The sequence below is a fragment of the Klebsiella sp. WP3-W18-ESBL-02 genome (assembly GCF_014168815.1).
GTDB lineage: Bacteria > Pseudomonadota > Gammaproteobacteria > Enterobacterales > Enterobacteriaceae > Kluyvera > Kluyvera ascorbata_B.
In genome coordinates, this window is record NZ_AP021972.1 from 4,826,601 (window position 1) to 4,839,049 (window position 12,449).

Below are 12,449 nucleotides of genomic sequence, written 5' to 3' on the forward strand. Positions count from 1 at the left end.
GTATCGCCCCTGGGCGATCGCCTCTCTTGCTTCATCCGTCGTCTGACAAGCCACGTCCTTACTTTTTTGGAATGAGCTATGTCTGCCACTACTAAACCATCACGCCGCGAACAGCGCGCGCAAGCCCAACACTTTATCGATACCCTGGAAGGGACCGCCTTCCCTAACTCAAAACGCATTTATATTACCGGTTCGCAGCCGGATATCCGCATTCCGATGCGCGAAATCCAGCTGAGCCCGACGCTGATTGGCGGCAGCAAAGACAACCCGCAATTTGAAGACAACGAAGCCGTGCCGGTGTACGACACCTCCGGGCCGTATGGCGATCCTGACGTGGCAATTAACGTCCAGCAGGGTCTGGCGAAACTGCGCCAGCCGTGGATTGCGGCGCGTAACGACAGCGAAGAATTAGACGACCGCAGCTCCGCTTACACCAAAGAGCGCCTGGCCGACGATGGCCTGGACGAGCTGCGTTTCAGCGGCCTGCTGACGCCAAAGCGCGCCAAAGCCGGTAAGCGCGCGACCCAGCTGCACTACGCCCGTCAGGGGATCGTCACGCCGGAGATGGAGTTTATCGCCATCCGTGAAAATATGGGCCGCGAGCGTATTCGTAGTGAAGTGCTGCGCCACCAGCATCCGGGGATGAACTTTGGCGCGCGTCTGCCGGAAAATATCACCCCGGAATTCGTGCGTGATGAAGTCGCTGCGGGCCGGGCGATTATTCCCGCCAACATCAACCACCCGGAATCCGAGCCGATGATCATCGGCCGCAACTTCCTGGTGAAGGTGAATGCCAACATCGGTAACTCGGCGGTCACTTCCTCTATCGAAGAAGAGGTCGAAAAACTGGTGTGGTCGACCCGCTGGGGCGCAGATACGGTGATGGACCTCTCCACCGGTCGCTATATTCACGAAACCCGCGAGTGGATCCTGCGTAACAGCCCGGTGCCGATCGGCACCGTACCGATCTACCAGGCGCTGGAGAAGGTCAATGGGATCGCCGAAGATCTCACCTGGGAAGCGTTCCGCGATACGTTGCTGGAACAGGCCGAACAGGGCGTGGACTACTTCACTATCCATGCGGGCGTACTGCTGCGCTACGTGCCGATGACCGCTAAACGCCTGACCGGAATTGTCTCGCGCGGCGGTTCAATTATGGCGAAATGGTGCCTCTCGCATCACAAAGAAAACTTCCTGTTTGAACATTTCCGCGAAATTTGTGAAATCTGCGCCGCCTACGACGTCTCGCTCTCTCTCGGTGACGGCCTGCGCCCGGGTTCGATTCAGGATGCCAACGACGAAGCGCAGTTCTCCGAACTGCATACGCTGGGCGAGCTGACCAAAATCGCCTGGGAATACGACGTGCAGGTGATGATTGAAGGCCCAGGGCATGTGCCGATGCATATGATCCAGCGCAACATGACCGAAGAGCTGGAGAGCTGCCACGAAGCGCCGTTCTACACCTTAGGGCCGTTGACGACAGATATCGCGCCGGGCTATGACCACTTCACCTCCGGCATTGGCGCGGCGATGATCGGCTGGTTTGGCTGCGCGATGCTGTGCTACGTGACGCCAAAAGAGCACCTCGGCCTGCCGAACAAAGAAGACGTGAAGCAAGGGCTGATTACCTACAAGATTGCCGCCCACGCCGCCGACCTGGCGAAGGGGCACCCGGGTGCGCAGATCCGCGACAACGCGATGTCGAAAGCGCGCTTCGAATTCCGCTGGGAAGACCAGTTTAACCTCGCGCTCGACCCGTTCACTGCCCGCGCTTATCACGATGAAACCCTGCCGCAGGAGTCCGGCAAAGTCGCCCATTTCTGCTCGATGTGCGGGCCGAAGTTCTGCTCAATGAAAATCAGCCAGGAAGTACGCGACTACGCCGCCGCGCAGACTATTGAAGTGGGAATGGCAGATATGTCGGAGAACTTCCGCGCCAAAGGCGGTGAAATCTACCTCAAAAAAGAGGAGGCATAATGTACCAGCCTGATTTCCCGACCGTGCCGTTCCGCCTCGGGCTTTACCCGGTGGTGGAGAGCGTGGCGTGGATTGAACGCCTGCTGCAGGCGGGCGTGCGCACGATCCAACTGCGCATTAAAGATAAGCGTGATGAAGAGGTCGAAGCCGACGTCATGGCCGCCATTGAACTGGGGCGTCGCTATGACGCCCGTCTGTTTATCAACGACTACTGGCGGCTGGCGATTAAGCACAACGCTTACGGCGTGCATCTGGGCCAGGAAGATCTTGAAACCACCGATCTGACGGCGATTCAGGCGGCGGGGCTGCGCCTGGGTGTCTCCACTCACGATGATATGGAGATCGACGTCGCGCTGGCGGCTAAGCCTTCTTATATCGCACTCGGCCACGTCTTCCCCACGCAAACCAAGCAGATGCCTTCCGCCCCGCAGGGGCTGACGCAGCTGGCAAGCCATATTAACCGACTGGCAGATTACCCGACCGTCGCCATTGGCGGCATCAGCCTGGAACGTGCGCCCGCAGTGCTGGCAACCGGCGTCGGCAGCATTGCCGTGGTCAGCGCCATTACCCAGGCGGCTGACTGGCAGGCAGCCACAGCGCAGCTGCTCGACATAGCGGGAGTCGGCGATGAATGACCGCGACTTTATGCGTTACAGCCGGCAGATCCTGCTCGGCGATATCGCTATTGAGGGCCAACAAAAGCTGCTCGACAGCCATGTACTGATTGTCGGTCTGGGCGGATTAGGCTCGCCTGCCGCGCTGTATCTGGCGGGAGCGGGCGTCGGCACGCTGACGCTGGCGGACGATGACGACGTTCATCTGAGCAATCTGCAACGGCAAATATTGTTCACCACCGACGACATTGCTCGCCCGAAAGCGCTGGCGGCGGAACGCCATCTGGCGCGTCTTAACCCGGACAGCGAGCTGGTCGTCCTTGAGCAGCGGCTGACGGGCGATGCGCTGCGGCACGCTGTCGAGCGGGCCGACGTGGTGCTCGACTGTACCGACAACATGGCCACGCGTCAGGAAATTAACGCCGCCTGCGTGTCGCTGAATACGCCTTTGGTGACCGCCAGCGCCGTCGGTTTCGGCGGCCAGTTGATGGTGCTCACGCCACCGTGGGAACAAGGTTGTTACCGCTGCCTGTGGCCGGATGATGTCGAACCTGAGCGCAACTGCCGTACCGCCGGTATCGTCGGCCCGGTTGTCGGCGTGATGGGCACCTTGCAGGCGCTGGAAGCCATCAAACTGCTTAGCGGCATTGCGACGCCCAGCGGCGAGTTACGCCTGTTTGACGGTAAAACCAGCCAGTGGCGCAGCCTTGCGCTGCGTCGGGCCAATGGCTGCCCGGTATGCGGAGGGCAACATGCAGATTCAGTTCAATGATGAGCCGATGCAGTGCGCCGAGGGACAAACCGTCAGCGGGCTGCTCACCGAGCTTAATCAGCTCAAACCGGGCGCGGCGCTGGCGCTCAATCAGCAGATCCTGCCGCGCGAGCAGTGGCAGCAGCACATCGTGCAGGAAGGCGACCAGATCCTGCTTTTTCAGGTTATTGCAGGGGGTTGATATGTTACGTATTGCCGACAAAACGTTTGATTCACATCTGTTCACCGGTACCGGAAAATTTGCCTCATCGCAGCTGATGGTCGAGGCGATTCGCGCCTCCGGCAGCCAGCTGGTGACGCTGGCGATGAAGCGCGTGGATTTGCGCCAGCATAACGATGCCATTCTGGCCCCGCTTATCGACGCGGGCGTGACGCTGCTGCCTAACACCTCCGGAGCGAAAACCGCTGAAGAGGCGATTTTCGCCGCCCAACTGGCGCGTGAAGCGCTGGGCACAAACTGGCTGAAATTAGAAATCCACCCGGATGCCCGCTGGCTATTGCCGGATCCGATTGAAACGCTAAAAGCTGCCGAAGCGCTGGTGAAACAGGGCTTTGTGGTGCTGCCCTACTGCGGCGCGGATCCGGTACTGTGCAAGCGGCTGGAAGACGTGGGCTGCGCGGCGGTGATGCCGCTCGGCGCGCCTATCGGCTCCAACCAGGGGCTGGAAACCAAAGCGATGCTGGAGATTATTATCCAACAGGCGACCGTGCCGGTGGTCGTTGATGCAGGCATCGGCGTCCCCAGCCACGCCACGCAGGCGCTGGAAATGGGCGCCGACGCGGTGCTGGTCAACACGGCGATTGCCGTGGCGGACGATCCGGTGATGATGGCCACCGCTTTCCGTCTGGCGGTTGAAGCGGGCCTTCTGGCGCGCCAGGCCGTCCCCGGCAGCAAAAGCTCGCTCGCGCAGGCCACCAGCCCGTTGACGGGATTTCTGGAGGCACTGGCATGAATACCTTCACCGACCGCTGGCGACAGCTGGAGTGGGACGACATCCGCCTGCGTATCAACGGGAAAACCGCCGCTGACGTGGAACGCGCCCTCAACGCTTCGCAGCTTAGCCGCGATGATTTGATGGCGCTGCTCTCGCCTGCCGCCGCCGACTATCTGGAGCCGCTGGCACAGCGGGCGCAGAAGCTCACCCGTCAGCGCTTTGGCAACACCGTGAGCTTTTACGTTCCGCTGTATCTCTCAAATCTCTGCGCCAACGACTGCACCTACTGCGGTTTCTCAATGAGCAACCGTATCAAGCGTAAAACGCTGGATAACGCAGAAATTGCTCGGGAGTGCACGGCCATCCGTGAGCTGGGTTTTGAGCATCTGCTGCTGGTCACCGGTGAACATCAGGCAAAAGTCGGGATGGACTATTTTCGCCGCCACCTTCCGGCTATTCGCCGACAGTTTGCGTCACTGCACATGGAAGTTCAGCCGCTGGCGACCGAGGAATACGCCGAGCTGAAGGCGCTGGGGCTGGATGGCGTGATGGTTTATCAGGAGACCTATCACGAAGGAATGTACGCTCAGCATCACCTGAAAGGCAAAAAGCAGGACTTTTTCTGGCGTCTCGATACGCCGGACCGTTTGGGCCAGGCAGGCATGGATAAAATTGGCCTCGGTGCGCTGATAGGCCTGTCTGACAGCTGGCGGGTCGACTGTTTTATGGTCGCCGAGCACCTGATGTGGCTTCAGCAGCGCTACTGGAAAAGCCGCTATTCAATCTCCTTCCCGCGTCTGCGGCCCTGCGCGGGCGGCATCGAGCCGGCATCGCTGATGGATGAACGGCAGCTGGTACAGACGATTTGCGCCTTTCGTCTGTTCTCACCGGATACCGAACTATCGCTGTCCACCCGCGAGTCTCCCTGGTTCCGTGACCGCGTGATCCCGCTAGCCATCAATAACGTCAGCGCCTTTTCCAAAACCCAGCCCGGCGGCTACGCCGACGATCGCCCGGAACTGGAACAGTTCTCGCCGCACGATGCCAGAACCCCTGCCGAAGTCGCCAACGCGTTAACCGCGCGCGGGCTACAGCCGGTATGGAAAGACTGGGACAGTTGGCTCGGACGAAGCGCACCGCGCTAAAAGTGAGCTACACTGATTCAGGGCGACGTGCTTCAAGCGCCGCCCTTCACCCAATCCTAACAAACGAATATTTCATAAAAAACGGTATTTACTAGCAATTTAATCTATACATATAGATTAAATACTCATGTTTACATCGATAAAGTATAATTATTGAGTCATAAATATGTGTATACGATTGCGGTACCTGCTCTCTCTGGTTTTCTGCAATTCACTCCGGGAATGGAAACCATGATGAGTTCTCACAGCAGGCGGCTGTCGTTTACAGCGCCTATTTTTATCAGTTTTGCCGGCATTATCCTGTGCTTTGTGATTATTGCCACGCTGGTCACTATCATTCAACGCAATGATATTATTCGTGATTATCACAGTATTAACCGCAATTTCACCCATAACCTTGCGGTCAATTACACGGAATCCATTCTGCATGAAAACGATTATATTCTGGGGCGTGCGACAACCTTTTTAGCCCGTAATGATGAGCTGAACAGACTCGTCAATATCGACCCCGAGCAAGGGCTGCAATCCATGATGCAGCTGCTGTCCATGATGCCCACCGTCTCTTCGCTGTCGATCGCCGATACGCAAGGCCATTACCTGCGCGCACCGCAGGCGATTGAGCGCCCGAATGCGCCGGTTTTTGATGCCTCAACCCGCCCGTGGTTCGTGCATCAGGGCGATGTCGGGATCTTCAGCCGCTATACCCAGCCCTACACCGATTTCTTCACGCAGCAACAGACCGTGACGCTGGCAAAACCGGTTATTTCGACCGACGGCAAACTAAAAGGCACGCTGGCGTTCCACTTTGATCTCACCGCCATGAGCCATACGCTGCGGCAGATGCGCTCGCCGGTGCAAGGCGAGTTCTTCATCGTCAACCGCCAGGGACAGGCGCTGCTGCATCCGGACAGCGGCAAGCTGTTCCAGACGGTCGTGTCTGAACAACTGCTTAACGGCATGACCGCTGGCGAAGGAGAAGTGTTCGATAAACCCAGCCGTACCTGGTATTACTACTATTCCTTCACCAACCCTGACTGGTTTGTGATCTATAAAGTTTCCGGCCATACCCTCAGCATGCTGGCGCAGCATGAAAGTATCATCATCTCGTGGGGCTTCGCGCTGGCAGGTCTGATTATCATTACCTTCGGCCTGTACCTGCGGCACGCCTCACGCGGCATCCTGATGAATATCATTAACGCCATCAAGACAGGTGATACCCAACGAGCGCCGGGCCTGGAGGTGATGCTGCATAAAGCGATTGAGACGAATAAAGCGCGCGAGCGGGCCTACGTGCGCCAGGCGACCGTCGACTCGCTGACCGGCTGTAAGAACCGCTGGGCCTTCGATACCGACATCGCTAAGCTGATGAACGAGCGACAGTCGTTCGCACTCGCGCTGGTCGATATCGATAACTTCAAATCCATTAACGATACCTGGGGTCATCTGAGCGGGGATATTGTCCTGCGCAGCGTTGCCCGTGAAGGGATCGCTATCCTGCAGGCGCATGGTCTATCGTTGTATCGCTACGGTGGCGAAGAGTTTGCGGTTATTTTCACCGCCGAACACGTTGCCGAAGCCGCCGCCCTGCTGGAGCTATGGCGGTTGAACGTGGCTAACCGGTCATGGCGTGAAGAAGGCCTGCATGTCACCTTCAGCGCCGGGCTGGGCGAATGGCATATGGAGACGTTGGATCACCTGGTCTCGAGCGTTGACGAAGCGCTTTATCGCGCCAAACGCCAGGGGAAAAATCGCATCGAACGTACCTCAACCTCCTGACTTTCCCCCTCGATAACGAAAGACCCGCGCTACGGGTTTTTTTGTCTTTGCGCCACGCTAAAAAATGTAACCGGTTTCAGACTTTTGCGACAATCTTTGTGATGCCTTACACACAATCGCTGCAAAGCGGTTGTTGATCGTTTCAGCTCGCGATAAACATGGTTAATCACGGGTCATGAGGGAGCATTATGAAGAATATCGTTTTATGCTGCGCTGCAGGTATGTCCACCAGCATGCTGGTTCAACGCATGAAGGACGCAGCTCAGAAAAAAGGGGTTGAAGTCTCAATTAAAGCCGTACCGGTGGCCGAATTCAAAGCGAATATCAACGAGGCAGACATCGTTCTGCTCGGCCCACAGGTCAAGTATGAGCAGGCTAAGCTACAGGCGCTGGCCGACCCGCTGGGCAAGAAAGTCGCGGTCATCGATATGATGGATTACGGCATGATGAAAGGCGATGTCGTGCTTGAGAAAGCCCTTAAGTTAATGGAGTGAGGAAGACGTGGAAGATTTAGAATCAATCATCATGGAACTGCTGGTGAACGCCGGTGCCGCACGTAGCTCCGCATTAACCGCGCTGCAGCTCGCGCGTAAGGGTGACTTCGAAGGCGCAGAAAAAGCGATGGAAGAGTCCCGCGAGTTCGTGAAGCTGGCACACGGTATCCAGACGCAGCTGATCGGCATCGATGAAGGCACGGGCAAGCTGCCGGTTAACCTGATTACCGTTCATTCTCAGGATCACCTGATGAATGCGATGGTTATCCAGGATCTGGCCACCGACATGATTGAACTGTACCGCCGTATTCCTCTGGTGAGCTAAACGCACGATGACGGAATAAAAAAAGGCACCCACCAGGGTGCCTTTTGCATTTGTAGCATTTGTAGGCCGGATAAGGCGAAGCCGCCATCCGGCAATTACGGAGCGGCAATAAAAAAGGCCACTCCGAAGAGTGGCCTTTTCAACTTATCGCACTAGCGTGAACGATTAGTCGTTGTCGGAACCGCCCAGACCTGCGTTCAGCAGCTCTGCCAGGCTCGCGGTCGCTTCTTCAGCGCTAACCTGCGGCGCGACAGAAACTTCACCCGCCGCGCGGCGACGGATGCGATCCTGGTGGTACGCATAACCGGTACCGGCCGGGATCAGACGACCCACGATAACGTTCTCTTTCAGGCCGCGCAGTTCGTCGCGTTTGCCCGCAACAGCTGCTTCGGTCAGGACACGCGTGGTCTCCTGGAACGAGGCCGCAGAGATGAACGACTCGGTTGCCAGAGACGCTTTGGTAATACCCAGCAGATCGCGGGAGAAGGTTGCACCCACTTTGCCGTTCGCTTCCAGTTCGCGGTTGGCGATCTTGACGCGGGAGTATTCAACCTGCTCGCCTTCCAGGAAGTCGGAGCTACCCGCGCTTTCGATGGTGGCTTTACGCAGCATCTGACGAACGATAACTTCGATGTGCTTATCGTTAATCTTAACGCCTTGCAGACGGTATACGTCCTGCACTTCGTTAACGATGTAACGAGTTACAGCATGTACGCCACGCAGACGCAGGATGTCGTGCGGTGCTTCCGGACCGTCGGAAACCACGTCACCACGTTCTACACGTTCACCTTCGAACACGTTGAGCTGACGCCATTTCGGAATCATCTCTTCGTACGGATCGCTACCGTCTACCGGGGTGATAACCAGACGACGTTTACCTTTGGTTTCTTTACCGAAGGAAATGATACCGCTGATTTCAGCCAGGATTGCCGGCTCTTTCGGACGACGTGCTTCGAACAGGTCGGCAACGCGCGGCAGACCACCGGTGATGTCCTTGGTACCGCCGGATTCCTGCGGAACACGGGCCAGGGTGTCACCAGAACTGATCTGAACGCCATCGTCCAGCTGAACAATCGCTTTGCCCGGCAGGAAGTACTGAGCAGGCATATCGGTGCCTGGGATCAGAACGTCGTTGCCCTGGGCATCAACAATTTTCAGCGCCGGACGCAGGTCTTTACCACCGGCAGTACGCTCTGCAGAATCCAGAACCACCAGAGAAGACAGGCCGGTCAGCTCGTCGGTCTGACGAGTAATGGTCTGGCCGTCGATCATGTCAGTGAAGCGAACAAAACCGCTTACTTCGGTGATAACCGGCATGGTGTGCGGATCCCAGTTTGCAACGGTTTCGCCGCCGGCAACCTGTTCGCCATCACCTTTCGCCATAACAGAGCCGTAAGGCACTTTATAGCTCTCTTTGGTACGACCGAATTCGTCGATCAGCTTCAGCTCGGTGTTACGGGAAGTGATAACCAGTTTACCGCTGGAGTTCACAACCGACTTCGCGTTGCTGAGCTTAATGCTACCTTTGTTTTTCACCTGGATGCTGGATTCAGCAGCCGCACGAGATGCCGCACCACCGATGTGGAACGTACGCATCGTCAGCTGTGTACCCGGCTCACCGATGGACTGTGCCGCGATAACGCCGATAGCCTCACCTTTGTTGATGATGTGGCCACGCGCCAGGTCACGACCGTAGCAGTGCGCACATACACCAAAGTCGGTGTCACAGGATACAACGGAACGTACTTTGACGGAGTCAACGGAGTTGGTTTCCAGCAGGTCACACCACTGTTCGTTCAGCAGGGTGTTGCGTGGAACCAGGATATCCGCCGTACCCGGCTTCAGAACGTCTTCAGCGGTTACACGACCCAGTACGCGATCGCGCAGCGGCTCTTTAACGTCACCACCCTCGATAACCGGGGTCATGGTGATGCCTTCCAGCGTGCCGCAATCGTCTTCAGTAACAACCAGGTCCTGTGCCACGTCAACCAGACGACGCGTCAGATAACCGGAGTTCGCTGTTTTCAGTGCGGTATCCGCCAGACCTTTACGCGCACCGTGGGTGGAGATGAAGTACTGGAGTACGTTCAGACCTTCACGGAAGTTCGCGGTGATTGGCGTTTCGATGATGGAGCCATCCGGCTTCGCCATCAGACCACGCATACCTGCCAGCTGACGAATCTGTGCTGCAGAACCACGCGCACCGGAGTCGGCCATCATGTAGATGCTGTTAAAGGAAACCTGCTGCTCTTCTTCGCCGTTACGGTTAATCACGGTTTCAGTTTGCAGGTTGTCCATCATCGCTTTGGATACACGATCGTTCGCCGCGGCCCAGATATCGATAACTTTGTTATAGCGTTCGCCCGCGGTAACCAGACCAGACTGGAACTGCTCCTGGATCTCAGCAACTTCGGCTTCCGCTTCAGAGATGATCTCGTATTTCTTCTCTGGGATAACCATGTCATCGATACCAACAGACGCACCAGAACGGGCTGCATACGCAAAGCCGGTGTACATGGTCTGGTCAGCAAAGATAACGGTCGGTTTCAGGCCCAGAATGCGGTAACAGGTGTTCAGCATTTTGGAGATCGCTTTTTTACCCAGCGGCTGGTTCACGATAGTGAACGGCAGACCTTTAGGTACGATCATCCACAGAATGGCACGACCAACGGTAGTGTCTTTCAGGGTGGTTTTGGCTACGAACTCGCCGTTCTCGTCTTTTTCGTATTCAGTGATACGAACTTTAACGCGAGCGTGCAGTTCAGCCTGGCCAGAGCGGTACAGACGTTCCGCTTCTTTCGGGCCAGTCAGCACCATGCCTTCGCCTTTGGCATTGATTTTGTCACGGGTCATGTAGTACAGACCCAATACCACGTCCTGAGACGGAACGATGATTGGCTCGCCGTTCGCTGGAGACAGGATGTTGTTGGTAGACATCATCAGCGCACGCGCTTCCAGCTGGGCTTCCAGCGTCAGCGGTACGTGAACAGCCATCTGGTCACCATCGAAGTCGGCGTTATATGCCGCACAAACCAGCGGGTGCAGCTGGATAGCTTTACCTTCGATCAGTACCGGTTCAAACGCCTGGATGCCCAGACGGTGCAGTGTTGGTGCACGGTTCAGCATGACCGGGTGTTCGCGGATAACTTCGTCCAGGATATCCCAAACGACAGCTTCTTCGCGCTCAACCATTTTCTTCGCGGCTTTGATGGTGGTGGCCAGGCCACGCAGTTCCAGCTTGCCGTAGATGAATGGTTTGAACAGCTCCAGCGCCATTTTCTTCGGCAGACCGCACTGATGCAGACGCAGGTATGGACCTACGGTGATAACAGAACGACCGGAGTAGTCAACACGCTTACCGAGCAGGTTCTGACGGAAACGACCCTGTTTACCTTTGATCATGTCGGCCAAAGATTTCAGAGGACGTTTGTTAGAACCGGTGATCGCACGACCGCGACGACCGTTATCCAGCAGGGCGTCGACCGCTTCCTGCAGCATACGTTTTTCGTTGCGAACGATGATGTCCGGCGCAGCCAGATCCAGCAGACGTTTCAGACGGTTGTTACGGTTAATGACGCGACGATACAGATCGTTCAGATCCGACGTTGCGAAACGACCACCATCCAGCGGAACCAGCGGACGCAGATCTGGCGGCAGAACCGGCAGAACGGTCAGGATCATCCACTCTGGTTTGTTACCAGACTGTACGAACGCTTCCAGCAGCTTGATACGCTTGGTCAGCTTTTTACGCTTGGTTTCGGAGTTGGTTTCGTTCAGCTCTTCGCGCAGAGTTTCACACTCTTGCTCCAGATCCATGCTTTTCAGCAGGGCCTGGATAGCTTCCGCACCCATCTTCGCGTCGAATTCGTCACCGAACTCTTCCAGCGCGTCCAGATACTGCTCTTCAGTCAGGATCTGTTGACGTTCCAGGTTGGTCATACCGCCTTCGATAACCACATAAGATTCGAAGTAAAGTACGCGTTCGATATCACGCAGTGGCATATCGAGCAGCAGACCGATACGGGACGGCAGCGATTTCAGGAACCAGATGTGGGCAGTCGGACATGCCAGCTCGATGTGGCCCATGCGCTCACGACGCACTTTGGTTTGGGTCACTTCAACGCCGCACTTCTCACAGATCACACCGCGGTGTTTCAGGCGCTTGTACTTACCGCACAGGCACTCGTAATCTTTTACCGGCCCAAAGATACGGGCGCAGAAAAGGCCGTCACGCTCAGGTTTGAACGTACGGTAGTTGATGGTTTCCGGCTTTTTAACTTCACCGAAAGACCATGAACGGATCATGTCTGGCGAAGCCAGAGCAATTTTGATCGCATCAAACTCTTCGGTTTTAGTCTGCGCTTTCAGAAACTTTAATAAATCTTTCACGGATTTGCTCCCGTCGGAGTTA

The 12,449-nt window shown here is 56.6% G+C and carries 10 protein-coding genes; 9 read left to right on the forward strand and 1 reads right to left on the reverse strand.

Annotation, left to right across the window (positions count from 1 at the left end):
* The first annotated feature begins 78 nt into the window (after positions 1–78).
* The 9 genes from thiC (at position 79) to H7R56_RS23170 (ending at position 8,038) form a co-directional block, all read left to right on the forward strand.
* Positions 79–1,977: a phosphomethylpyrimidine synthase ThiC gene (gene thiC / locus H7R56_RS23130; protein WP_106930759.1), complete on the forward strand. Its 1,899-nt coding sequence runs from the start codon at positions 79–81 to the stop codon at positions 1,975–1,977.
* A complete protein-coding gene (gene thiE, locus H7R56_RS23135) occupies positions 1,977–2,612 on the forward strand; it encodes a thiamine phosphate synthase (RefSeq protein WP_106930761.1) in 636 nt (211 codons plus the stop codon). Before thiC ends, thiE begins: the two co-directional genes overlap by 1 nt.
* Complete coding sequence (locus H7R56_RS23140) at positions 2,605–3,363, forward strand: HesA/MoeB/ThiF family protein (protein ID WP_048214116.1); 759 nt, start codon at positions 2,605–2,607, stop codon at positions 3,361–3,363. Before thiE ends, H7R56_RS23140 begins: the two co-directional genes overlap by 8 nt.
* The gene (gene thiS / locus H7R56_RS23145; RefSeq protein ID WP_048214117.1) at positions 3,344–3,544 is read left to right on the forward strand and encodes a sulfur carrier protein ThiS; all 201 of its coding nucleotides are present in this window, start codon (positions 3,344–3,346) and stop codon (positions 3,542–3,544) included. Before H7R56_RS23140 ends, thiS begins: the two co-directional genes overlap by 20 nt.
* A gap of 1 nt (position 3,545) precedes the next feature.
* Positions 3,546–4,316 carry a thiazole synthase gene (thiG, locus tag H7R56_RS23150; protein WP_057102429.1) on the forward strand — a complete coding sequence of 257 codons (771 nt, stop codon included), beginning with the start codon at positions 3,546–3,548 and terminating at the stop codon, positions 4,314–4,316.
* Positions 4,313–5,443: a 2-iminoacetate synthase ThiH gene (thiH, locus tag H7R56_RS23155; RefSeq protein ID WP_106930763.1), complete on the forward strand. Its 1,131-nt coding sequence runs from the start codon at positions 4,313–4,315 to the stop codon at positions 5,441–5,443. Before thiG ends, thiH begins: the two co-directional genes overlap by 4 nt.
* 234 nt (positions 5,444–5,677) lie before the next feature.
* Positions 5,678–7,219 (forward strand): sensor domain-containing diguanylate cyclase, encoded by a 1,542-nt coding sequence (locus H7R56_RS23160; RefSeq protein WP_106930765.1) that lies wholly within the window; start codon positions 5,678–5,680, stop codon positions 7,217–7,219.
* A gap of 188 nt (positions 7,220–7,407) precedes the next feature.
* Entirely contained in the window at positions 7,408–7,713 is a 306-nt protein-coding gene (locus H7R56_RS23165; protein WP_064546542.1) for a PTS sugar transporter subunit IIB, read from the forward strand.
* Positions 7,714–7,720: 7 nt separating this feature from the next.
* Positions 7,721–8,038: a PTS lactose/cellobiose transporter subunit IIA gene (locus H7R56_RS23170; protein WP_035895909.1), complete on the forward strand. Its 318-nt coding sequence runs from the start codon at positions 7,721–7,723 to the stop codon at positions 8,036–8,038.
* Between the two features lie 165 nt (positions 8,039–8,203).
* On the opposite strand, the gene rpoC is transcribed toward H7R56_RS23170, so the two are convergent.
* Positions 8,204–12,427, reverse strand: coding sequence for a DNA-directed RNA polymerase subunit beta' (gene rpoC / locus H7R56_RS23175; protein WP_106930767.1), 4,224 nt, complete (start codon positions 12,425–12,427; stop codon positions 8,204–8,206).
* Positions 12,428–12,449: the final 22 nt, after the last annotated feature.

Coding starts and splice junctions, on each gene's coding strand:
- thiC (WP_106930759.1), top strand. CDS start 79: ATGTCTGCCACTACTAAACCATCACGCCGCGAACAGCGCGCGCAAGCC.
- thiE (WP_106930761.1), top strand. CDS start 1,977: ATGTACCAGCCTGATTTCCCGACCGTGCCGTTCCGCCTCGGGCTTTAC.
- H7R56_RS23140 (WP_048214116.1), top strand. CDS start 2,605: ATGAATGACCGCGACTTTATGCGTTACAGCCGGCAGATCCTGCTCGGC.
- thiS (WP_048214117.1), top strand. CDS start 3,344: ATGCAGATTCAGTTCAATGATGAGCCGATGCAGTGCGCCGAGGGACAA.
- thiG (WP_057102429.1), top strand. CDS start 3,546: ATGTTACGTATTGCCGACAAAACGTTTGATTCACATCTGTTCACCGGT.
- thiH (WP_106930763.1), top strand. CDS start 4,313: ATGAATACCTTCACCGACCGCTGGCGACAGCTGGAGTGGGACGACATC.
- H7R56_RS23160 (WP_106930765.1), top strand. CDS start 5,678: ATGAGTTCTCACAGCAGGCGGCTGTCGTTTACAGCGCCTATTTTTATC.
- H7R56_RS23165 (WP_064546542.1), top strand. CDS start 7,408: ATGAAGAATATCGTTTTATGCTGCGCTGCAGGTATGTCCACCAGCATG.